The following is a 22862-nucleotide window of genomic DNA, read 5'->3' as shown; positions in this document are numbered from 1 at the left end:
CCGCATGTGGGGCGCTTTCACAGGCGGAAGTTCTCGCCGAGATAGACCCGGCGCACCTGGGGATCGGCCAGCAGCTCGTCCGGTGTCCCGGCGGCCAGCAGGCGGCCTTCGCTAAGAATATAGGCCCTGTGGCAGATGCCGAGGGTCTCGCGCACGTTGTGATCGGAGATCAGTACGCCGATGCCGCGCTGGGCGAGATGCCGAATCACGTCCTGGATGTCGCCCACCGAGATCGGGTCCACCCCGGCGAAGGGCTCGTCCAGGCAGATGAACTTCGGATCCCCGGCCAGGGCGCGGGCGATCTCGGCGCGGCGCCGTTCGCCGCCGGACAGCGCGATGCCCGGGCTGTGGCGCACGGTCTCGAGCTGGAACTCCTCGATCAGCGCATCGCCAATGCGGCGGCGCTCGTGGCGATCCAGCCCGGGGCGCAGCTCGAGCACGGCCTGCAGGTTGTCCCACACGCTCAGGCGGCGAAAGATCGAGGCCTCCTGCGGCAGGTAGCCGAGGCCGGCGCGCGCGCGCACGTGGATGGGGGCGCGGGTGATATCGCGCTCGCCCAGGGTGATGCGCCCGGCATTGGGGCGGATCAGCCCGACCAGGCTGTAGAAGCAGGTGGTCTTGCCGGCCCCGTTCGGGCCCAGCAGGCCGACCACCTCGCCGGGCGCGAGGTCGACGTCCACCTGGTCCAGCACCGTGCGCTGGCCGTAGCGCTTGGTCAGCTCGCGTCCGATCAGGCGGTCGTTGGTTTGTGCCGATGTGGCGGATGGGCTGGGGGCGGTGGCGTTCATTCGTCGTCGCGCGGCTGGATGGTGATGCGCACGCGCTCGCTGTCGCCTTCGCCGCGTTCGGCCTCGATCACGTCGGTCGTCAGGTCGTAGGTGATGCGCTTGCCGCGCGCCTCCTCGCTGGTGGTGATCACATGGGCCTGGTCGGTGAGGATCATGCGGTCTTCGTTCAGCAGGTAGTCGATGCGCAGGGCGGTGGCAATGCGCATCTCTCCGGTTTCCGGATCGGGTGATTCGAGGCGTGCCGGCTCGCCGTGGGCCTCCATTTCGTAGGGGCGGCGATCGCGGGTGCGCACGTAGACCTTGTCGGCCTCCAGGGTCATGTCGCCGCGGATCACGATCACGTCGCCGGTGTAGGTCCCCAGCCCCTGGCGTTCGTCCATCTCCGCGCGGTCGGCAGTGATCTCCACCGGCAGCGCCGGGCCCGAGCCCTGCTGGGCGAGCGCGGGCGTGGCCAGCAGGGCGAGCAGCAGGAGCGCCGCCACGCGGGCACCCGGTTGGCCCGGACGGTGGCGAAGGCTATGGGGATTCGGGGTCATGCGCGGGATCCTCCTCGCTCGTCTCGCTGTAGAGCGAGTACACGTCATGGAACAACTCTATGGTATCCCCTCGCGAGTCCACGCGCAGACCGGTGCCGCGCTGGAACAGGCCCGGCTGGTTCAGGGTGGAAAGGGCATCCGAAGTGGCGACCATGGTGTCGGTGGCGACGCGAACATCCCGCGAATCGATGATGGTCTCCACGCGTTCGCCGCGGGGCGGCTGTACGCCGTGGGTAGGGCCCACCAGGTCCAGGGTCGCGGCTGCCGGTTGATGCAGCGCGGCCGGGGCGGTCCAGCGCCATTCGATACCGCCCTCGGCGAACAGGTCGAGGTCCGGGTCGTCCACCCACTGGGGGCCGTCACGGCCGAACTCGCGCAGGCGGGTGCCGCGCAGCCGATGGCTCAGTTCGCCGTCGTCGCCGGTGGCATGCAGGGTGAAGCCGTCAATCTGCAGCGTGACCTCGCCCTCGGGCGGGCTCAACTCGGCCTGCGCCAGGGGCGCGGCTGCGAATGCGAGCACGGCCAGGGCCCATCCGAGTCGGCTGCGAATCCTGCGGCTCATCCGTTCAGGTAGGTCTCGAACAGCGCGTCGAGCCGGCCCTGCGCGGCCAGCAGGCCCTCGCAGGCCTCGCGCACGGCCCCGCGCCCACCATGGGCTTCGGTCACCCACTGGGCATGCTGGCGCACCAGCGGGTGGGCGTCGCCGACCGCGATCCCGAGCCCGACCCGCTGCATCGCTGGAAGATCCACGATGTCGTCGCCCATGAAGGCCGCTTCGGCGGGGTCGTGACCGGTGCGCTGCAGCAGTTCGTGCAGGGCTTCGCCCTTGTCGCGGCGGCCCTGGATCAGATGCTCCACTCCCAGGTCGCGCATGCGGTGCTCGACGACCCCGGAGGTGCGCCCGGTCAGGATGGCGATCTCGATGCCGCCGTCCAGCGCCAGGCGGATGCCGTGGCCGTCGCGGCTGTTGAAGGCCTTGTACTGCTCGCCGCCGTCGCCGAGGAACAGGCTGCCGTCGGTCAGCACGCCGTCCACGTCCAGGATCAGCAGGCGAACGGCCTGCTGGTGGGTGCGCAGAGTGGTGGCATCCAGGTTCATCACGCCACCCCGGCGCGCAGCAGGTCGTGCATGTTGATCACGCCCACCAGGCGGTTTTCGGCGTCGGTGACGGGCAGGGCGTTGATGCGCCGGCTCTCCATGGCCTCCAGGGCCTCCACCGCCAGCCAGTCGGGCTGCGCGGTGTGGCCGCCGGTGGTCATGGCCTCGCCGATGGTCAGGCCGTCCAGGCTGTGCCCGGCATCCAGGGTGCGGCGCAGGTCGCCATCGGTGAACACGCCCTGGATCTCGTCGTCGGCGCCGGCCACGATCACCAGCCCCAGGCCCTTGCGGGTGATCTCGAACAGGGCGTCCTTGAGCGGGGCCTCCGGGGTGATGCGCGGGATCGCGTCATCGGTATGCATGATATCGGCGACATGCACCAGCAGACGTCGGCCAAGGCGGCCGCCGGGGTGCGAGCGGGCAAAGTCGTTGGCGGTAAAGCCGCGTGCATCCAGCACCGCGACGGCCAGGGCATCGCCCATCGCCAGCGCCGCGGTGGTGCTGGAGGTGGGAGCCAGGCCCAGCGGGCAGGCCTCGCGCTCGACGCTGACATCCAGGTGCACGGTGGCATCCGCGCCGAGGCGCGAGCCGGGGTTGCCGGTCATCGCGATCAATGGCACGCCCAGGCGCCGGATCAGCGGCAGGATGGTAATGATCTCGTCGGTCTCGCCGGAGTTCGACAGCGCGATGACCACGTCCTCGCGGGTGATCATGCCGAGATCGCCGTGGCTGGCCTCGCCCGGGTGCACGAAGAAGGCCGGTGTGCCGGTGGAGGCCAGGGTCGCGGCCAGCTTGCTGCCGATGTGCCCGGACTTGCCCATGCCGGTGACGATCACGCGGCCCTTGCACGCGAGGATGCAGCGGCAGGCCTCGAGGAAGCGGTCGTCGATGCGCTGGGCGAGGTTGCGTACGGCCTCGGCCTCGTCATTGAGGACGGCCAGGGCGAGGTTGCGGGTGGTTTCGGGGTTGAAGTTCATGCAGTAGCCGTGATTCCCAAATAGACAAGGTAGCTTGCGAAGGCGATGAGGAGAAGGGCGCCCTGCCAGCGCCGGATCTGTCCGCGGCGGCCTAGCGCGATCAGGAATAGCGCCACGGTCAATGCCAGCATCACCGGATAGTCGCGCGTCAGCACATCGGCGTCGATTGCCAGCGGCGCGATCAGGGCCGGAACGGCCAGTACTGCGAGCAGGTTGAACAGATTGGAGCCGACTACATTCCCGATAGCCAGTCCGGCCTCGCGGCGGAAGGCGGCGACCACCGAGGTCGCCAGCTCCGGCAGGCTGGTGCCCACCGCGACAATGGTCAGCCCGATGACCAGGTCGCTGACCCCCAGTTGTTCGGCGATTTCGACGGCCCCCCAGACCAGGGCCTGGCTGCTCGCCAGCAGGAGCAGCAGCCCGAACACGAGCCAGGCGATCGCGGGCCCCAGTCGGTCGCCCTCCGGGATCGTCTCGACCATGCCGCGCACCACCTCGGGGGTGTCGTCATGGGGGGCCGGGCGTGCGCGCCGGGCGCTGATGGCCATCCAGGCAGTGAACAGGACCAGACCGGCCAGCAGCGCGATGCCCTCCAGCCGGCCCAGTTCGCCATCCACAAGCAGGAGCAGCACGCCGAAGCTGACCAGCAGGAGGATCGGCAGTTCGCGCCGGACCATGCCGCGCCCGATCGCCAGCGGCGCGACCAGGGTCGCGGCCCCCAGCACCAGCGCGATGTTGGCGATGTTCGAGCCGATGGCATTGCCCACCGCCAGCCCCGGGTTGCCCTGCAGGCTGGCGAGGACCGAGACCACGATCTCCGGTGCCGAGGTCCCGAAGGCGACGATGGTCAGGCCGATGATCAGCGGGCTGACGCCCAGGCCGCGGGCCAGGGCCGAGGCGCCGAACACGAAGCGGTCGGCACTCCAGGTCAGCAGGATCAGGCCGCCGATGATGGCGACAACGGGTAGCACCATGGACAGTCGGGTCCGGGAGGGTCAGGCCCGGGATTGTAGCCGATTGGGTAGTGGTTTCAGCAGCGCAGACGTTCCAGGCACCCGGCGGTGGTCACCTGCGGTGTCCAGCCGAGCTGCTCGCGGGCGCGGGTGCAGTCCAGTACCAGCGGGCCGTCCAGCCCGCGGACCCAGCCGGGGTCCCCGGCGCGGGCGGTCAGGCGCCAGGCCAGCGGGTGCAGGGTGCGGATCAGCCGCAGTGGCACCGGGATCCCCCAGCGCCGCTGGTGGCGCGCCATCGCCCGTAGCGACCAGGCAGGTTCGGCCCCCAGGTTGAAGATCCCCGCGGTGCGCGTTGTGATGCTGCGCACGATCGCGGCGGCGGCATCGTCCTCCCACAGGATCTGCACTGGCTGTTCGCCCCCGGCGGGATACAGCCGCCCGCGGGCGATCTGCAGCAACAGCGGGTGGGCGTTCGGGCCGACGATCGCGGGCGGGCGCAGGAGGGTCACCTGGCACTCGGGGTGTTCCCGGGCAAGCGCGAGCAGGGCCTGCTCCACGGCGACCTTGTCTTCGGCATAGGGGAAGCGCGGCCGGGTGGGATGGTCCTCGCGGAGCGGCTGCGGGCTGTCCGGCCAGGGGCCGTAGACCGCCGCGCTGGACAGGAACACGATGTGGCGCACACCGGCGGTCACCGCCGCGTGGAACACCTGCTGGCTCAGGGCGACATTCTGCTGGCGGACCCAGGTGCGGTCATGCCGGCGGCGTCCCCCGTGACCGCCCATCAACTGAAAGGCCAGGTGCACCAGGGTGTCCACCCCGGCCAGGTCGTCCGGCTGGAGCTGCGCCAGGTCGAGTACCCGGGCCTCGATAACGGTGCCGTTTTCGGGGGGAGGCAGCGCCGGCGCGGCCCGGTCCAGAGCGAGGATGTGTTCAATCGTCGGCGCGCGTGCCAGGGCGGGCAGCAGGACTTGCCCCAGGCGCCCGGCGGCGCCGGTCACGGCGACGTGCATCCGTGTTTCGCTCAGGTCGCGGTGCGGGCGACGGTGGCCGGGGCGGGGTCGGCAAACGCGGGCATGACCTCTTCCGCGAAGCAGTCCATGGACTCCTCGGCCAGCGCATGCGGAACGGCCCCGGCGCCGAAGGCGAGCAGGACCTGGTCGACCCCGGCCGCGCGCAGGCCCTCGATGCGTTCACGGCATTCGGCGGGGGTGCCGACGAGCGTCATGCCCAGCATGTCGAGGACCTTCAGGTTGATCCCGGCCTTGACCAGGTGACGGAAGCGGCCGAGCGAGCGGTAATAGTCGTAGCCCTCGATCAGGCGTTCCAGTACCGGCAGGGTCTGCTGGAACATGTGGCGGTAGAACCACTCGAAGGCCGGCTTGGCCTCGCGCCGCGCGCGCTTGCCGTCCGGCAGGCACAGGACCCCAAGCGTCATGCCGACCCGGGGCGGGTGGGCGACGTCCGTGCGTGTCGCGTCCCAGGCCTCGTGGTACAGGCGGATGTCCTCGCGGATCATCTGCCAGGGCTTGAATGGCCCGGCCAGCGCGCCGATACCCTGCTGCGCCGCCCAGGTGAAGGACTCCGGGCTGACCGCGGCGGTCCAGATCGGCGGGTGCGGGGCCTGTACCGGGCGCGGCATCACCGGCACGTCGTCCAGGTGATGGAACGGCCCGTCCTGGGTGATGCGGCCGGTGGCGAAGGCCTGGCGCAGCGCATCCAGCCCGGCATCGACCCGCGTGCGGGACTCGCTCATCTCGGCCCCGAATGTGGCATATTCGCGCGGCGAGAAGCCGCGCCCGATACCCAGATCCAGGCGCCCGCCGGAGAGCTGGTCGAGCATGCCGACGCGCTGCGCCACTCGCAGCGGATGGTGGTAGGGCAGCGGGACCACGCCCAGGCCCAGGCGCAGGCGTTTGGTGCGCTGGCTGGCCGCAGCCAGCACCACGTCCGGCGCGGTGGAGTGGGAAAACTCCGGCATCAGGTGGTGCTCCACCAGCCAGGCGGTGCCGAAGCCGAGATGATCGGCGCGCTCCCACAGGCGCAGGGTGTTCTCCAGGACCTCCGCTTCGGAGGTCTGCAGGAAGTCCGGTACCGAGAGCTCGTGGAACAGGTCGAAACGCATGGCGCCAACTGTGCCGCGCGCTCGCAGGTGATACAAGCAATCCGCGCAAAGCTGCGGTTACGTCGTGGAGGTTGAGGCATGTCGCAGGATCAGGAAGCGCCGGTATTTCAGGCCGCCGGGGTGGCGGGCCCCGGAGAGGACTGGTGGGACGACTTCTTCCCCGAGGACCTGCCGCAGGACTGGCAGCTGGAGTACTACACCCATTACCACAGCCGTTTGTTGCTGCCCGCCCCGGTGTGGACCGAGGCCGGGGCGCCGGCCTTCGGCGACTGGGCCGAGGCCGTGCCCCCCGCTCTGCGGCTGACACTGGACTGGCCGGTCGAGCTGGGCCTCGAGACGGGTGCGACGCGGGCGCGCGCGCTGGCCGAGGCTGTCGGCGACGGCCTGCAGGCGGTGGCGCCGGGGCCGATGGGGCCGGCGCAGGTGCAGGCGATCCGCGCGGCGCTGGAGGCGGCCGGACTGGGGCGCCTGATGGTGTACGGCGCCGGCGAGGAGCGGGTGATCGCGCGGGCCGCGGCGGCGTGCTTTTATCCCGCTCCGGCGTCGACGTCAGCGGCGGACGTCGGGGGCGGGGCCTGGAAGATCACCCCCGAGGCAGGGCTGGATGCGCCGGGCTGGCGCGCGCTGGTGGAGGCCCTCGGGCAGGCCGGTGGCAGCGGCGAGATCCCGGTGTTCCTGCGCGCGCGTCCGGAGCGGCTGTCGGATTTCCGCACTATCGCCGCATTGCTGGGATTGGGATGAGCACCGCACCCGCCCGTTTGACGGTCTCCCGGCCTGCGCCCAGACTTCGGGGTTCTGTGGGCCTAAGGAAACACTGATTGATGTACACACTCGCGTTGGTACCCCAGGTTTTCCGAGCCAAGGCGCGGCGCGCAGCCGGTAGTGGTTCTACCGGCCCGTTTTTGACCGATTCGGGCCGCAATGCAGGATCGGGGAACCTGGGGTGCCAACCCCGAAGGGGCTCGGCCGTCCGTTGTCATCAAAAACGGGCGCGCGCACGGCGTTGCGGTTCCCTTGTGCAGAATGACTGCACGGCAGTCACCGTGCCTTGTTCGCACGCAAAAGCGACTCGAGCACGAGCGTGTGCATTAATCCGTGTTTCCTTAAGGGCGAGGAGCGCGCGTGGCTGACCCGGCAGTGGAAGACAGTCCGCATATCGTGATCGAGAACCTGCGCTTCCGGCGCGGGCGCAAGATGATTTTCGATGACCTGTCGATGCGCATCCCGCGCGGGCAGGTGACGACCGTGATGGGACCCAGCGGCAGTGGCAAGACCACGCTGCTGCGCCTGGTCGGCGGTCAGTTGCGTCCGGACAAGGGCCGCATCTGGGTGGATGGCCAGGAGGTGGCGAGGCTCTCCACCCGGCGGCTGTACGCGCTGCGCAAGCGCATGGGCATGCTGTTCCAGAGCGGTGCGCTGCTGACGGATCTCTCGGTATTCGAGAACGTCGCCTTCCCGCTGCGCGAGCACACCGACCTGCCGGAGGACGTGCTGCACGCGCTGGTGCTGCTGAAGCTGGAGGCGGTGGGCCTGCGCGCGGCGCGCGACCTGGACCCGGCGACCCTGTCCGGTGGCATGGCGCGGCGCGTCGCGCTGGCGCGGGCCATTGCGCTGGACCCGGACCTCATTTTGTACGACGAGCCGTTCACCGGGCTCGATCCGATCACCATGGGCCAGATCGTCAGCCTGATCCGGCGGACCAATCAAAGCCTGGGGCTTACCAGCGTGCTGGTCTCGCATGACGTGACCGAGGCGATGGCGATCTCCGATCAAGTGGTGCTGATCGCCGATGGCCGGGTAGTGGATGCCGGGCCGCCGGACGAACTGGAGGCGCGCGCCTCCGACTGGAGCGCGCAGTTCCTGCAGGGTCGCCCGGACGGGCCGGTGCCGTTTCATTACCCGGGCGCGTCCTACCGCGATGACCTGCTGGGGCAGGGGGAGCGCCGCGATGACTGATTCGATTGCCGCGCTGGGTCGGACCACGATCAATGCCCTGACGGTATTCGGCCGGGCGTTTATCTTCCTGATCCGGATGCTGGCGAGCCTGGATATCGTCTTTCGCCGCTTCGGCCTGACGCTTGTTCAGGTGTATTCGGTGGGGGTGCGCTCGCTGCTGATCATCGTCGTGTCCGGGCTGTTTGTCGGCATGGTGCTGGCGTATCAGGGCTACATCACGCTGGTGAACTTCGGCGCGGCCGAGGCCCTGGGCGGGGTGGTTGCGCTGTCGCTGGTACGCGAACTGGGGCCGGTGGTCACCGCGCTGCTGTTCGCCGGGCGCGCCGGTTCCGCGCTGACCGCGGAACTGGGGCTGATGAAGACGACCGAACAGCTCTCGGCGATGGAGATGATGGCGGTGAACCCCTATCGCCGGATCTTCGCGCCACGCTTTGTGGCCGGGTTCCTTTCCATGCCGCTGCTGGCCGCGATCTTCAGCGCCGTGGGCGTGATGGGCGGCTACCTCGTCGGGGTGGGGCTGCTGGGCGTGGACAGCGGCGCCTATTTCTCGCAGATGCAGTCGGTGACCGACTGGAACGAGGATGTGCTCTCCGGCGTGATCAAGAGCATCGTGTTCGGCTTCGTAGTGACCTGGATCGCGGTGTTCCAGGGCTTCAATGCGCAGCCGACGTCCGAGGGCATCTCGCGCGCCACGACCCAGACGGTGGTGGTGTCGTCGCTCGCGGTGCTGGGCCTCGATTTCATCCTGACCGGGCTGATGTTCGGCGCGGGCTGACCAAACAGTGTTTACCCAGGACAGGTGGCAATAATGAAGGTACGTTTCTTCGAACTGGCGGTCGGTGTCTTCGTGCTCCTGGGTATCGGGGCGCTGTTCTACCTGGCGGTGCAGGTGAGCAACGTGACCGACTACCACGACCGTGACACCTACACGGTGAGCGGCTATTTCGACAACATCGGGGGTCTCAAGACGCGTGCCCCGGTCACGGTGTCGGGTGTGCGCATCGGGCGAGTGGCGGATATCCGTTACGATCCGGAACGCTTTCGCGCCGAGGTGACCCTGGCGATCCGCTCGGAGCACGACTACCTGCCGATGGACACCCAGGCCGCCATCCACACCGCGGGGCTGCTGGGCGAACAGTACATCGCGCTGGAGCCGGGTGGTGACTACGACACCCTGCAGGAAGGCGACGAGCTGATGTTCACCCAGTCGGCACTGGTGCTGGAGAACCTCATCGGTCGCTTCATGACCAACATGGGTAGTGACTGATCGACCCAAACCGGGAGCAAGAGACATGAAATGGTTGCATGAACGAATCCTGATCCTGCCGCTGGCGCTGCTGGTCCTGATCCTGGCGGCTCCCGCCCAGGCCGAAGAAACCCCCGCCGAGCTCATCAAGCAGTCGATCGACGCGGTCTACGAGAAGCTGCGGGCAAACGAGGCGCGTGCGCAGGAAGATCCTGACTTCGTGATCGGCGTGATCGAGGAGGAAATCCTGCCCGGCGTGGATATCAACGGGATGGCCCGCCTGGTCCTGGCACGTCACTGGCGCGATGCCAGCAGCGAGCAGCAAAAACGCTTCGCCGAGGCCTTCAAGAACACGCTGCTGCAGGCCTACGGGGTGCAACTGGCCGATCATCTGGACAAGGACGTGCGCGTAATCGAGCGGCGCTCGCGCCAGGACGAGCGCATGGCCGTGGTCGCCACCGAGGTGGTGATGGGCTCCGGCCAGTCGAACATCCAGGTCAACTACCGTCTGCGTCCGGTGAACGGCGAATGGAAGGTCTTCGACGTCGAGGCCGAGGGGCTCAGCTTCGTCGGCAACTTCCGCACTCGCTTTAACGAGGAGATCAACCGCGATGGCCTGGAGGCGCTGATCGAGCGCCTGGAAGATGGCGACGAGGCGCTGATCGAGGATGCCGTGGGCGACGTGACCCCCGACAACGGCGCCGCGGACCGGTGAGCGACGCACAGATCCGGGCGGATGAAGGCGGTCTGGTCGTCAACGGGCCACTGACCTTCGCGACGGTGGCCGGGCTGGAGGCACGGGCCCGCGGGCTGACGGCGCATCTCCCGGAACACGCTCGGGTGGACCTGACGCAGGCGGGTCGTATCGACAGCGCCGGCGTGGCGTTCCTGGTCATCCTCTGGCGTCGCGCCCGCGAGCAGGGCCGCACCCTGGTCTTTGAGCCCCTCCCCGAGGGGTTGCGCCCGTTACTGGAGTTGTACGACCTGGAGTCGATCATTACCGACTCCGCCGCCCGTTCCGTCGCCTGAGTCGTGCCGGCGGCGGGCGAACGGGCGAGCCCGGCGCGGATTCGTTATCATGGCGCGTTTCGCCGGACCACGGTCGGTTCGGCGGTCAATCCGGGCATCCCATGGACAAACTGATCATTACCGGAGGTCGCCGACTCGAGGGTCAGGTCTGGATCTCCGGGGCCAAGAACGCCGTGTTGCCGATCCTGTCCGCCACCTTGCTGGCGGACGGGCCGATGACCATTGGCAACGTCCCGCATCTGCAGGACGTGACCACCACCATGGAGCTGCTCGGCCGCATGGGCGTCAGCCTTACGGTTAACGAGCGCATGCGCATCGAGGTCGACCCGACCACGCTGACCCAGTGCGTCGCCCCGTACGACCTGGTGAAGACCATGCGCGCCTCCATCCTGGTGCTGGGGCCGCTGCTGGCCCGCTTCGGCGAGGCCGAGGTCTCCCTGCCGGGCGGCTGCGCCATCGGTTCGCGCCCGGTGAACCTGCACCTGCGGGGTCTTGAGGCCCTGGGGGCCGAGATCGAGGTGGAAGGCGGCTACATCCACGCTCGCGCGGATCGCCTGAAGGGCGCGCGCGTGGTTTTCGACCAGGTGACGGTAACCGGTACCGAGAACCTGTTGATGGCCGCCACCCTGGCCGAGGGCGAGACCCTGATCGAGAACGCCGCGCGCGAGCCAGAGGTCATCGATCTGGCGGACTGCCTGACCGCGATGGGCGCGAAGATCCAGGGTGCCGGCACCGACACCATTCGGGTGCAGGGCGTGGAGCGCCTGCACGGCTGCGAATACGACGTGATGCCGGACCGTATCGAGACCGGCACCTTCCTGGTCGCCGCCGCGGTCACCCGTGGGCGCGTGCGCTGCCGCAATACCCGCCCGGAGCTGCTGGACGCGGTGCTGGCCAAGCTGGTCGAGGCCGGCGCTCGCATCGAGACCGGGCCGGACTGGATCGAGCTGGATATGGAGGGCCGCCGACCGAAGGCGGTGAACCTGCGCACCGCGCCGTTCCCGGCCTTCCCGACCGACATGCAGGCGCAGATGATGGTGCTGAACACCGTGGCCGAGGGCACCGGATCGGTAGTCGAGACGGTGTTCGAGAATCGCTTCATGCATGCGCTGGAGCTGCAGCGCATGGGCGCGCACATTACCATCGAGGGCAATACCGCGATCGTCGAGGGCGTGGAAAAACTGGTCGGTGCGCCGGTGATGGCGACTGACCTGCGTGCCTCGGCGAGCCTGATCATCGCCGGCCTGGTGGCCGAGGGCGAGACCGAGGTGGACCGCATCTACCACATCGATCGCGGCTACGAATGCATCGAGGAAAAACTGAGCCAGATCGGCGCGACCATTCGTCGCGAGCCGGTCTGAAGCTGCGACTCACACGGAACCGGACGAACGCCTGACCCATGATGGATCCCAACGCCCTGACCATCGCCCTGTCCAAGGGCCGCATCCTCAAGGACACCCTGCCGCTGCTTTCCAGCGCGGGGATCGAGCTGCTGGAGGATCCGGACGAGACGCGCAAGCTGATCCTCGACACCAACCGCGAGGATGTGAAGATCGTGGTGGTGCGCGCGACCGACGTGCCCACCTACGTGCAGCACGGCGCGGCGTCCATCGGCGTGGCCGGCAAGGACGTGCTGATGGAGCACGGCGCGGCCGGGCTGTACGAACCGCTGGATCTGCATATCGCCGAGTGTCGTCTGATGCTGGCAGGGCGCCCGGGCCAGCAACCGGACCCGCAGCAACGCCTGCGCATCGCCACCAAGTTTGTGAACATCACGCAGAACTACTTTGCCCAGCAGGGCCGCCAGGTCGATATCATCAAGCTCTACGGCTCGATGGAACTGGCACCGCTGGTGGGCCTGGCCGACTACATCGTCGACCTGGTGGATACCGGCAACACCCTCAAGGCCAACGGCCTGGAACCGCTGGAACTGATTACCCCCATTAGTTCCCGGTTGATCGTGAACCAGGCAGCCATGAAGATGCGACATAGAACCATTCAAAATCTCATCGAGGGCCTGCGGGAGGCCGTCACCCCCGCGACGACGTAATCGAGAACCCCATGACCGCCGATACCGACGACCTGCGAATCCGCGAAATTCAGGAGGTGTCCGCCCCGGACACCGTACGCGATGAACTGCCGATCACCGATGCGGCAGCCAACACCGTGTTCGAGGCCCGCCAGGCCTGCCATCGCATCCTGCGCGGCGAGGATGACCGCCTGCAGGTGATCGTCGGCCCCTGCTCGATCCACGACGTGGACGCCGCGCTGGACTATGCCGATCACCTGAAGACCCTGCGCGAAGAACTCTCCGACGCGCTGCATATCGTGATGCGGGTGTATTTCGAGAAGCCGCGCACCACGGTCGGCTGGAAGGGTCTGATCAATGACCCCGATCTGGATGGCAGCTTTCATATCAACAAGGGCCTGCGCGTGGCGCGCGGACTGCTGCGCGATCTGGCGGTGAAGGGCATGCCGGCGGCCACCGAATACCTCGACCTGATCAGCCCGCAGTACATCGCGGACCTGGTCGCCTGGGGCGCGATTGGTGCGCGCACCACCGAGAGCCAGGTGCACCGTGAGCTGGCCTCCGGTCTGTCCTGCCCGGTGGGCTTCAAGAACTCCACCGATGGCAGCCTGCGCGTGGCGATCGACGCGATCCGTTCTGCCTCGCGCCCGCATCACTTCCTGTCAGTGACCAAGTCGGGCCGCTCGGCAATCTTCTCCACCACCGGCAACGACGACTGCCACATCATCCTGCGCGGCGGGAAGCAGCCGAACTACGACGCCGCGAGCATCGACGAGGCCTGCAAGGAACTGCGCATGGCCGAGCTGCCGGAGTCGGTGATGGTGGACTGCAGTCACGCCAACAGCCGCAAGGACCCGAAGCAGCAGATCGAGGTCGCGCGTGTGCTGGGCGAACAGATTGCCGGCGGCGATCGGCGCATTATGGGCGTGATGCTGGAGAGCCACCTGACTGGTGGTCGCCAGGACATCCTGCCCGGCAAGCCGCTGCAATATGGCCAGAGCATCACCGATGCCTGCATGGGCTGGGACGACAGCGAGGCCACCCTGCGCCTGCTGGCCGATGCCGTGCGCGCGCGCCGCAAGGCTGCCGTACCCGCCTGAACGAGGAGCCCGACATGCCATCCATTGCCCGACTCGATACCCAGCAGCCCGATTTCGATCAGGCCCTGGAGAACCTGCTGTCCTGGGAATCCGTTGCCGACACCGGCGTGCGGGACGCGGTGGACGAGATCCTCGGCGCGGTGCGCACCGAGGGCGATGCCGCGGTGTTGCGCTACACCGCCAAGTTCGACCGGCTCGACCGCGCCGCAGTCTCCGATCTTGAGATCCCCCACGACCGCTTGCAGGCCGCCCTGGAGTCGATCCCGGCGGAGCAGCGCAAGGCCCTGGAGATGGCCAGCGCACGCATCCGCCGCTACGCCGAGCACCAGCTCATGCGGGACTGGGATTTCACCGACGAGGACGGCACCGTTCTCGGCCAGCGCGTGACCGCTCTGGACTCGGTGGGCCTGTACGTCCCCGGGGGCAAGGCGGCCTATCCGTCCTCCGTGCTGATGAACGCCATTCCGGCCAAGGTCGCCGGCGTCGAGTTGCTGGTCATGGTCGTGCCCGCCCCGGGCGGTGAGCTGAACGATCTGGTGCTGGCCGCGGCCGCCGTGGCCGGCGTGGATCGCGTGTTTACCGTGGGGGGCGCCCAGGCCGTGGCCGCGCTGGCCTATGGCACCCAGACGATCCCGGCGGTGGACAAGATCGTTGGTCCCGGCAATATCTTCGTGGCCGCGGCCAAGCGCGAGGTGTTCGGCACCGTCGGCATCGACATGATCGCCGGTCCGTCCGAGATCCTGGTGGTCTGCGACGGCGAGACCGACCCCGACTGGATCGCGGCCGACCTGTTCTCTCAGGCCGAGCACGACGAGCAGGCCCAGTCCATCCTGCTGTCCTGGGACGACGCGTTCCTGGATCGCGTGGCCGAGGCCATGGACCGCCTGCTGGAGGAGATGCCGCGCGCCGAGATCATCCGCACCAGCCTCGACAAGCGTGGCGCGCTGGTGAAGGTGCGCGACTCGGCCGAGGCCGTCGCGGTCGCCAACCGCATCGCCCCGGAGCACCTGGAGCTGTCGGTGGCCGACCCGCAGGCGATGCTGGATGCCGGGCTGCGCCACGCCGGTGCGATCTTCATGGGCCGCTATACCTCCGAGGCCCTGGGCGACTACTGCGCCGGCCCCAACCACGTACTGCCGACCTCGCGCACCGCGCGCTTCTCCTCGCCGCTGGGCGTGTACGACTTCCAGAAGCGTTCGAGCATCATCCACTGCTCGGCCGAAGGCGCGGCCAAGCTGGGCGAGACCGCCGCGGCGCTGGCCCACGGCGAGGGCCTGACCGCCCACGCGCGCTCCGCCGAACTGCGCAGTCGATGACCGCCCGCGCGACCCGGACCCCGGACGCCCTGATGCGCCCGGAGGTGCTGGCGCAGCCGGCCTATCAGGTGGCCGACGCGACCGGCCTGATCAAGCTGGACGCGATGGAAAACCCTCATCCCTGGCCGGGGGAGCTGGAAGACGCCTGGCTGGCGGCCCTGCGCGATCCGCAGCTGAACCGCTATCCCGACGCCCAGGCACTGGGTCTGGCCGCACAGGTGCGCGCCGCCCACGGTGTGCCCGAGGCCGCCGGATTGATGTTCGGCAATGGGTCGGACGAACTCATCCAGATCCTGATCACGGCGGTGGCGGGTTCCGGGCGTCCGGTGCTGGCGCCGGAGCCGACCTTCGTGATGTATGGCGTGCTAGCCCGAGCGCTGGGGGTGCCGTTCATCGGTGTCCCCCTGAACGCGGACTTCACCCTGGACCTCGACGCGATGCGCGCGGCGATGGCCGAGCACAACCCGGCGCTGGTGTTCCTCGCCTACCCGAACAATCCCACCGGGACGCTGGACGATGCCGCGACCGTACAGGCCATCGTCGACGAGAACCCCGGGGTCACGGTGGTCGACGAGGCCTACGCCCCGTTCGCCGCGCACAGCTTCCTCAAATGCGTCGGCGAGGATGACGGCCTGATGGTGATGCGCACGGTCTCCAAGCTGGGGCTGGCCGGTGCACGGCTTGGCTATCTGGCAGGCACGCCGGCCTGGATCGATGCGCTGGATCGCCTGCGTCTGCCGTACAACATCAATACCCTGACCCAGCGCTCGGTGGCCTTCGCCCTGGAGCACCGTGAGGCGCTAGACACGCAGGCGCGCGGAATCGTCGAGGAACGCGACCGCTTGAGCGAGCGTCTGACCGGGACGACGGGGGTCGAGCAGGTCTTTCCCAGCCAGGCGAACTTCATCCTGTTCCGGGTGCGCAGGGGGCAGGGGCACGCGACCTTCGCGGCCCTGCGCGATGCCGGGATCCTGATCAAGGACGTCGGCCGCGCGCATCCGCTGCTGGTGGACTGCCTGCGCGTCACGGTCGGCCGCCCCGACGAAAACGACGCCTTCCTCGCCGCGCTGGGGCAGGCCCTCGCTGCCTGACGTTTTTTTCGGCGCTACGCCTTTTGGTTGTCCCACAGAGTGCACGGAGGCCACGGAGAACGTCGCAGGGTTGTCGGGGTCGGTGTCCACCTTCTCCCGGCCCGGTAACGTTCCTTTGCCATCCCGGAAACCGCGTGGCGGTGATCCGGGATGTCCGCGGTGGGGTCCGTCCGAACGTCGCGGGGCGGGATTGGCCTCGGAGATCCCGGCTCTTCGCTGCGCTGCGGCCGGGATGACGGCCGGTTTGCCGAGGGTTCGGGACGGGGTGAGCAAGTACCCGGTCTTCCCCCGCTTTCATTCGATCGCGCCCCGCCTGCGCCCGTTCCGCAACCCACTCCATGGATTTCCCCGTGTCCTCCGTACCCTCTGCGGTGAAAAGCCCTTCGAGGTGCTTCCGTGGAGGGGTAGGTTACCTATCGGTGCGTTTCGCGGGGCTCAACGCACCCTACGATCCTGCCCCCGATCTGCGACCGTGCCCTGTAGGATGCGATGAGCGCAGCGAATCGCATCAACGGCGGCCGGCGGGCGGTTCCAGGCGCAGGCCACGGACCTCACCCATGGCACCGCCGGCACGCAGGGCGGCGGCAAACGGGGACTGACGGGCGGGTTCGCCGTTGATGCTCTCGATGGTGATGCCGCGGCGCTTGGGCAGCCAGCGGCTGCCGGCGAGCTGGCGGATGGCCTCGGTGAGCAGCGCGGCGTGTTCCTCCGTGGTATCGATGCCGGGGATCGCCTCCCAGACGAACAGCTGGCGGCCGGAGGCGGCGAGATAGAGCAGCGGCTGGCCGCCGGCCAGCGCGACCAAGGCCCCGGCCACGCGGCGCAGGCGGCCCTCGGCGGCCTGCGGCGGCTGCGGCCAGGGCAGGAGCTGGCCCCAGGGATTGGCCGGGTCGACGCTCGCCAGCCACTGCGGCTCGGGGGGCGCGTCGGCCGTGCGTTCCAGCGCGCGCAGGCGGTCCACCGCGCCGGCGCGCGCGAACTGGGCACCGGTCAGGCCCTCGACGAAGTGGCCGCGGCGCAGCTTGCCGGCGTCCTCCATCGCGCGGTAGACGGGATACACGCGGCCAAAGCCGCCGGCCAGGCCCTCGGCGCGGGCCATCTCGCGGCTGACTACGCCGTAGCGCGCGAGCAGGTTCTCGGCCTGTTCGCGGGCGCGCTCGGTCAGCGATACGCCGGGGTCGATCAGCTCGGCGACCCGTGACCAGCGCCCGCCGGCCAGTCCCTGACCCGGGCGCCGCCGTCCGCGCGCGGAGCCCTTGCGCTGGCCCAGGCTGCGCAGCGGGGCAAAGGTGTCGTTGGTGATCTGCCCGCCCCAGACAAGGTCCCAGATCCCGGCCTCGATCGCGTCCTGGCGGGCGTCCGGCTGCGCCTCGCGCGCTGCTCGTTCCAGCTCCATGTAGAAGCAGGCGCCGCGTCGGTTCAGCGTCTCCAGGATGGCTTCGGCCAGTGGGTCGTCGCTGGCCGGTGTCTCCGCCTCGGGTGTGTCCGGCTCCAGCAGCACCATCGCCTGTTCGCGGCGCAGGAAGCGGATGCGCCCGTCGCGCTGGCCCAGCGCGCCGCTGCCCACCCAGACGAACTCGCCGGAGGCGGTGATGCGGTCCAGCGCGTCCAGCGAGAAGTCGCGCACCCGCATCGGCAGTACATGGGTGATCCAGGCGGACCAGGGCAGGGCGATGCCCTCCAGTTGCGTCAGGACCTCACGCAGGACGCTGACACCCGATCCGGGGTCGGTCAGGCCCTGCCAGGCGGGCAGGAAGCGGCCCAGCGCACGGGCATCCACCGCCGCCGCCTCGTCGCGCAGCCGCGCCAGGGTGCGGCGCTTCAGCCGGCGCAGGATGTCCAGTTCGCACCAGTCCTCGCCCTGGCCCTGCGGGCGGATCTCGCCGCGCAGCAGCACGCCGGCGCGTTCCAGGGCCTCCAGTGCAGGCAGCAGTGCGCCGGGCGCGAGGCCGTAGCGCGCGCCTAGTTCCTCGCCGCGGAACGGGCCGTGGGTGCGGGCGTAGCGGCGAAGCAGTTGTTCCAGCGGCCGCTGTGGTGGTTCGAGGAAGCCGGCGGGCAGGCCCGGGGGCGGCACCACGCCCAGCGCGTCGCGGTAGAGCGCGGCGTCCTCGGCCGCAATCCAGCGCGGCTCGCCGGCGATGCGCACCTCGATCGCGCGCAGGCCCTCGGCCAGGGTCTGCAGCCAGGGGTCGGGGTCCGCGGCGGCCGCAGCCGCGATCTCCTCCCGCGTCAGGTCCCCGCGCCGGCGCAGCAGGTCGTGCAGCTCGTCGGCATCGCGCAGCTGGGTGGCCTCGGTGGTGTGGGCCAGTTCGGACTCCAGCTCGGCCAGCGCCTCGGGGTCGATCAGCTCGCGCAGCTCGGCCTGGCCCAGCAGCTCGGCCAGCATGCCGCGGTCGAGGGTGAGCGCCTGGGCCTTGCGCTCGGCCATCGGCGCGTCCTGCTCGTAGATGTAGGCGGCGACGTAGGCGAACACCAGGCTGCGGGCAAAGGGCGAGGCCTGCCGCGTCTCCACCTCGCGCACGCGGATGTGGCGCTCCTGCACCCCGCGCAGGATCTCGCGCAGGGCCTCCAGATCGAACACGTCGGCCAGTACCTGGCGGTAGGTCTCCAGCACCACCGGGAAGCTCGCGTACTCGCGCACGTAGGCCAGCAGCTGCTGCGACTTCAGACGCTGCGCCCACAGCGGCGTGCGCTGGCCCGGGCGGTTGCGCACGAGCAAGAGTGCCCGGGCGGCGTTCTCGCGGAAGGCGCTGGCGAACAGGGTGGAGTGCCCCAGCTCGCGGGTGACCGCCTCCTCCAGTTCCTCCGGGTCCGGGAACAGGTTGTCCAGCTCGGGCAGGTCCTCGCTGTCAGCCAGACGCAGGACGATGCCGTCGTCGGTGTACATCACCTGCACCTCGAAGCCGGAGGTGCTGGTCAGCGCGCCCTGCAGGGCCAGGGCCCAGGGGGCGTGCACGCGGGCGCCGAACGGGGTCAGGATGCAGACGCGCCAGTCGCCGACCTCGTCGCGAAAGCGTTCGACCACGATGCGTTTGTCCGACGGCAACTGCCCGGTGGCCTCGCGCTGCTCGTCGATGTAGTCGCTGAGGGTTTCGACCGCTGCCTCCGACAGCGGGGCGTGTTCCTTGAGCCAGGCGGTGCGTTCGGCGCGGTTCATGCGGGCGAGGCGTTCGGTGGCGGCGCCGATGGCGCGCCCGAGCTGGATCGGCCGGCCGGGGCCGTCGCCGTGCCAGAAGGGCAGCTTGCCGACCTCGCCGGGGGCGGGGGAGACCAGCACGCGGTCGCGGGTGATCGCCTCCACGTGCCAGGTGCTGGCGCCCAGGGTCACGTTCTCGCCGGTCTTCAGCTCGAACACCATCTCCTCGTCCAGCTCGCCGATGCGCGGGCCGCCCTCGCCGACATGCACGCCGTACAGGCCGCGGTCGGGGATGGTGCCGGCGTTCAGGCGCGCGGCCAGCGCCGCGCCCCGGCGCGGGGTCAGCTCGTCGCGCGCGCGGTCCCAGGCGAGCCACGGGCGCAGGTCGGCGAAGTCGGTGCTGGGGTAGTGGCCGGAGAGCATATCCAGGGTCGCCTCCAGCAGCGGGCGCGACAGCTCGCGCCAGGGTGCGGCGCGGGTAATCAGCGCGTGCAGCTCGTCCACCGTCCGCGGGCGTTCGCAGACCATCGCGACGAGCTGCTGGGCGAGCACGTCCAGCGGGTTGTGCGGGGCATGGATCGGTTCCAGCGCGCCGACCTGCATGCGCTCGCCAATCACCGCGCATTCCAGCAGGTCGCCGCGAAAGCGCGGCAGCAGCAGCGAGCGCGAGACCTGGCCGACTCCGTGCCCGGCGCGCCCGGCGCGTTGCAGCCCGCGGGCGACCGCGCCGGGGGATTCGACCATGATCACCAGGTCCACCGCGCCCATGTCGATGCCCAGCTCCAGCGAGCTGGTCGCGACGATGCCCCGCAGGCGTCCGGTCTTCAGCCGGCCCTCGATCTCGGCGCGGCGCTCGTGGGAGACGCTGCCGTGGTGGGCGGCGACCAGGTCCTCGGGTGCCTCGGCATCATCCGGCTGCTGTTCGCGCCAGGCCTCGTTGATGCGCTGGACCAGGCGCTCACACAGCCCGCGGCTGTTCACGAACACGATGGTCGAGCGGTGCTCCAGGATCGCCGCCAGCAGGCGTGGCTCCAGGCGCGCGGCGCGGTCGCCGCCCCCGGCCGGAAGCTTCCCGGTGCCCTGGCCGTAGACCGCGCCGTGGATGGAGCCGGACGGGATGGTGTCCGCGTCTTCGGATGGTTCGATGGTGGGAGGTGCGTGTGCCGCTGGCGGCTCCTCCGGGGCGAGGATCTCGAGATCCAGGCGTGGGGCCTCGGCGGCGTCGATCACCTCCACCTCGCGGTCGCCGCCGAGGAAGCCTCGCGCGACCTCCATCGGATGCACGGTCGCGGAGAGCCCGATGCGTTGCGGGTCCTCGCCGCAGCGCTCGGCCAGGCGTTCCAGCGACAGGGCCAGGTGCGCGCCGCGCTTGTTCCCGGCCAGGGCGTGCACCTCGTCGATGATGACCGTATGGACGGATTCGAGGTTCTCCGCGGCCTTCGAGCCCAGCAGCAGGTAGAGCGACTCCGGCGTGGTCACCAGGATGTCGCCAGGCTCGCGCGCCTGGGCGCGGCGTTCGGCCTGCGGGGTGTCGCCGGTGCGGATGTGTACCACCGGTTCGCGCGCCGGCTCGCCCAGGCGTGCGGCGGTCCGGGTGATGCCGGTCAGCGGGGCGCGCAGGTTGCGCTCGATGTCGGTAGCCAGCGCCTTCAGCGGCGAGATGTAGAGCACCGAGTAGCCGCGGCGGGTATCGGGCGCGGGTTCGCCGGTCAGGCGGTCGATCGCGCTCAGGAACGCGGCGAGCGTCTTGCCGCTGCCGGTCGGGGCGATCAGCAGGCAGTGGTGGCCGGCCCGGATCGCGGGCCAGCCGCGGGACTGGATGGTGGTCGCCTGCCCGAAGGCCTCGCGAAACCAGGTGTCGGTCGCGGGACGAAAGGGCGTGACCGGCATCGGCTGGGGCCCCGAGCTGGCGGGTCAGGCGTGGCCGACGGTGCTGTCGGTGGTGGAGTGGAAGTAGTCGCTGTCGCGGGCCAGCTCGTCGATCAGTTCGTGCAGCATGGCCAGCCGGCTCTCGGCATCCGCGAACGGGGCGCAGTCCTCGCACAACGGGTCGCCGCACGGTTGGCGGCTGTACAGCCAGAAGTGGATCGCACCGGCCAGCAGGCCGTCGGCAACATCACCGGTCTCGTCGGCCTGGCCGTCATCCGCCAGGCGGTTGGCCAGCTCGATCAGGTGCTGGGCGGCGTTGTTGTAGGTCTGGTCGGTGGTGTCGTTCATGGGGTCTCGGGACAGTCTTGTTTAGCCAGCGCCAGTCGGTTTGACCGGCACAGAACCCGGCAGTTTACCGCGACTGGCCGATATTCCGAAGAAACAGGGGAATATGCCGTTCCTCCGGGGACAGGCCGCCGTGGGCGCCAACAAAGAACGGCCCCTCGTCGTCGGCCGGCGGGTCCACCAGGTAGGCGTCCTCGACCGGTAGCAGCAGGTAGTCGCCGGCCCGCGCGCGCAGTTCCGGGTGTTGCGGCTCGGGGCCGAGGGTCCCGTGGCCCAGCCACTCGGCCTGCGGGATGGCCAGGACATCGTCACCGAACGCCCGCTCCAGTGCCTGCAGGAAGTCAGCGTGCTGTCCGGTTCGGATGTGGGCGAGGGCGGCGCGTGGCTCGCCGGTCAGACGGTGGCGCAGGCAGGCCTGTACCGCCGGATGCTCGCGGAGGTCCAGGCGGCGTTCGACCGTGCGCATGCCGTGGTCGGCGGTGGTCAGGAACACGCTCTCCGGGCGCTGGATCTGCGCGCAGGTGGCGGTGTAGGCCAGGTCCAGCTGTTTCAGGTGGCGCTCCACCTCCGGGCTGTCCGGGCCGTACTCGTGGCCCAGATGGTCCAGCTCCGACCAGTAGACGTAGGTGAAGTGGGGTCCCGGTGTCGCGTTCACATGCGCGGCCACCCGCGTCGGCAGCTCGGAGAGGTCCTCGAAGCCGATGAAGTCGGCACCGCGGTTCATCATGCGGTTGTAGGGTGTGCCGCCGATCCATTCCGGGCCGATGAAGGTCATGCCGCAGTCAAGCCGGTCGCCCAGGCGGTCGGGCTGCACGCGGCCGGTCAGCTCGCGGTAGCCGAGCGTGGCCGGGTGGTCGTCGGCGCCGCGCTCCTGGCCCATCAGTACCGTAAGGGTACGTTCGGCGGCCGCCAGGCGGGTATGCCAGCCGAGCAGGCCATGCCTTGCGGGGTAGCGGCCGGTCAGGATGCTGGTGATCGCGGTGGCCGTAGTGCTGGGAAACACAGTCTCCAGATCGGTCACGTGGTCCGCGCCCAACAGCGGCGTGTGGCGGCGGTAACGGGCGGCAAAGCCGTCGATGAGCCAGAGTACGATATGGCGGTCCGGGCCCAGGTGCTCGGAGACACCCGCGAGCGGCGGGTGCGAGGCCGCCGCGTTCAGGCTCGCCTCGATCTGGCCGAGCAGGTCCATCAGCCCGGGGGAGTCCAGCCGCGCGCGCAGGATGGCGTCCACGGCCGAGTGGGCCGTGGGGGTGGCAGTGACCGACAAGACC

Annotated in this window: 22 protein-coding genes; 11 read left to right on the top strand and 11 right to left on the bottom strand. The window is 69.6% G+C overall.

All coding sequences use genetic code 11. From position 1 onward, the window contains the following. Window positions 1-17: 17 nt before the first annotated feature. Genes lptB through D575_RS0103465 form a run of 8 tightly spaced genes read right to left on the bottom strand, consistent with a single transcriptional unit; the run spans window position 18 to window position 6474 of the window. Entirely contained in the window at window positions 18-788 is a 771-nt protein-coding gene (lptB, locus tag D575_RS0103500; RefSeq protein ID WP_018144528.1) for an LPS export ABC transporter ATP-binding protein, read from the bottom strand. Further along, window positions 785-1324 (bottom strand): lipopolysaccharide transport periplasmic protein LptA, encoded by a 540-nt coding sequence (gene lptA, locus D575_RS0103495; RefSeq protein ID WP_018144527.1) that lies wholly within the window; start codon window positions 1322-1324, stop codon window positions 785-787. The genes lptB and lptA overlap by 4 nt, the downstream gene beginning before the upstream one ends. Continuing rightward, complete coding sequence (gene lptC / locus D575_RS0103490) at window positions 1305-1844, bottom strand: LPS export ABC transporter periplasmic protein LptC (protein ID WP_018144526.1); 540 nt, start codon at window positions 1842-1844, stop codon at window positions 1305-1307. The genes lptA and lptC overlap by 20 nt, the downstream gene beginning before the upstream one ends. 38 nt (window positions 1845-1882) lie before the next feature. Further along, complete coding sequence (locus tag D575_RS0103485) at window positions 1883-2422, bottom strand: HAD family hydrolase (RefSeq protein WP_018144525.1); 540 nt, start codon at window positions 2420-2422, stop codon at window positions 1883-1885. Next, window positions 2422-3399 carry a KpsF/GutQ family sugar-phosphate isomerase gene (locus D575_RS0103480; RefSeq protein WP_018144524.1) on the bottom strand — a complete coding sequence of 326 codons (978 nt, stop codon included), beginning with the start codon at window positions 3397-3399 and terminating at the stop codon, window positions 2422-2424. Before D575_RS0103480 ends, D575_RS0103485 begins: the two co-directional genes overlap by 1 nt. Next, window positions 3396-4373: a calcium/sodium antiporter gene (locus D575_RS0103475; protein WP_018144523.1), complete on the bottom strand. Its 978-nt coding sequence runs from the start codon at window positions 4371-4373 to the stop codon at window positions 3396-3398. The genes D575_RS0103480 and D575_RS0103475 overlap by 4 nt, the downstream gene beginning before the upstream one ends. Window positions 4374-4429: 56 nt before the next feature. Then, window positions 4430-5362: an NAD-dependent epimerase/dehydratase family protein gene (locus tag D575_RS0103470; RefSeq protein ID WP_018144522.1), complete on the bottom strand. Its 933-nt coding sequence runs from the start codon at window positions 5360-5362 to the stop codon at window positions 4430-4432. Between the two features lie 11 nt (window positions 5363-5373). Then, a complete protein-coding gene (locus tag D575_RS0103465; protein WP_018144521.1) occupies window positions 5374-6474 on the bottom strand; it encodes an LLM class flavin-dependent oxidoreductase in 1101 nt (366 codons plus the stop codon). A 78-nt stretch (window positions 6475-6552) separates the two neighbouring features. Here D575_RS0103465 and D575_RS0103460 point away from each other — a divergent pair, with 78 nt between their 5' ends. From D575_RS0103460 to hisC, 11 genes are all read left to right on the top strand, one after another. Beyond that, the gene (locus D575_RS0103460) at window positions 6553-7215 is read left to right on the top strand and encodes a hypothetical protein (protein ID WP_018144520.1); all 663 of its coding nucleotides are present in this window, start codon (window positions 6553-6555) and stop codon (window positions 7213-7215) included. Between the two features lie 381 nt (window positions 7216-7596). Continuing rightward, a complete protein-coding gene (locus D575_RS0103455) occupies window positions 7597-8430 on the top strand; it encodes an ABC transporter ATP-binding protein (protein ID WP_038031933.1) in 834 nt (277 codons plus the stop codon). Continuing rightward, entirely contained in the window at window positions 8423-9205 is a 783-nt protein-coding gene (gene mlaE, locus D575_RS0103450; RefSeq protein WP_018144518.1) for a lipid asymmetry maintenance ABC transporter permease subunit MlaE, read from the top strand. The genes D575_RS0103455 and mlaE overlap by 8 nt, the downstream gene beginning before the upstream one ends. 33 nt (window positions 9206-9238) lie before the next feature. Further along, entirely contained in the window at window positions 9239-9697 is a 459-nt protein-coding gene (mlaD, locus tag D575_RS0103445; protein ID WP_018144517.1) for an outer membrane lipid asymmetry maintenance protein MlaD, read from the top strand. 25 nt (window positions 9698-9722) lie between these two features. Then, a complete protein-coding gene (locus D575_RS0103440; RefSeq protein WP_018144516.1) occupies window positions 9723-10391 on the top strand; it encodes a phospholipid-binding protein MlaC in 669 nt (222 codons plus the stop codon). Continuing rightward, entirely contained in the window at window positions 10388-10705 is a 318-nt protein-coding gene (locus D575_RS0103435; RefSeq protein WP_018144515.1) for a lipid asymmetry maintenance protein MlaB, read from the top strand. The genes D575_RS0103440 and D575_RS0103435 overlap by 4 nt, the downstream gene beginning before the upstream one ends. Window positions 10706-10806: 101 nt before the next feature. Next, on the top strand, window positions 10807-12066 hold the full coding sequence (gene murA, locus D575_RS0103430; RefSeq protein ID WP_018144514.1) for a UDP-N-acetylglucosamine 1-carboxyvinyltransferase: 1260 nt from the start codon (window positions 10807-10809) through the stop codon (window positions 12064-12066). Between the two features lie 38 nt (window positions 12067-12104). Next, window positions 12105-12755 carry an ATP phosphoribosyltransferase gene (gene hisG / locus D575_RS0103425; RefSeq protein WP_018144513.1) on the top strand — a complete coding sequence of 217 codons (651 nt, stop codon included), beginning with the start codon at window positions 12105-12107 and terminating at the stop codon, window positions 12753-12755. Window positions 12756-12766: 11 nt separating this feature from the next. Beyond that, on the top strand, window positions 12767-13834 hold the full coding sequence (locus D575_RS0103420; protein WP_018144512.1) for a 3-deoxy-7-phosphoheptulonate synthase: 1068 nt from the start codon (window positions 12767-12769) through the stop codon (window positions 13832-13834). 14 nt (window positions 13835-13848) lie between these two features. Next, complete coding sequence (gene hisD, locus D575_RS0103415; RefSeq protein WP_018144511.1) at window positions 13849-15150, top strand: histidinol dehydrogenase; 1302 nt, start codon at window positions 13849-13851, stop codon at window positions 15148-15150. Then, a complete protein-coding gene (gene hisC / locus D575_RS0103410; protein WP_018144510.1) occupies window positions 15147-16241 on the top strand; it encodes a histidinol-phosphate transaminase in 1095 nt (364 codons plus the stop codon). The genes hisD and hisC overlap by 4 nt, the downstream gene beginning before the upstream one ends. A gap of 508 nt (window positions 16242-16749) precedes the next feature. Here the strand turns inward: hisC and D575_RS0103405 are convergent. The 3 genes from D575_RS0103405 to D575_RS0103395 form a co-directional block, all read right to left on the bottom strand. Further along, a complete protein-coding gene (locus tag D575_RS0103405; RefSeq protein WP_018144509.1) occupies window positions 16750-21267 on the bottom strand; it encodes a DEAD/DEAH box helicase in 4518 nt (1505 codons plus the stop codon). 24 nt (window positions 21268-21291) lie between these two features. Next, the gene (locus tag D575_RS0103400) at window positions 21292-21594 is read right to left on the bottom strand and encodes a hypothetical protein (RefSeq protein ID WP_018144508.1); all 303 of its coding nucleotides are present in this window, start codon (window positions 21592-21594) and stop codon (window positions 21292-21294) included. Window positions 21595-21658: 64 nt separating this feature from the next. Beyond that, window positions 21659-22858, bottom strand: a complete 1200-nt coding sequence (locus tag D575_RS0103395) for an alkaline phosphatase family protein (RefSeq protein WP_018144507.1) — start codon at window positions 22856-22858, stop codon at window positions 21659-21661. Window positions 22859-22862 lie beyond the last annotated feature (4 nt).

It is taken from the genome of Thioalkalivibrio sp. AKL6, from assembly GCF_000376905.1.
GTDB classification, from domain to species: Bacteria; Pseudomonadota; Gammaproteobacteria; order Ectothiorhodospirales; family Ectothiorhodospiraceae; genus Thioalkalivibrio; species Thioalkalivibrio versutus.
Note: the sequence above shows the minus strand (reverse complement) of the source record. Positions and strands in the feature narration are given on the sequence as shown.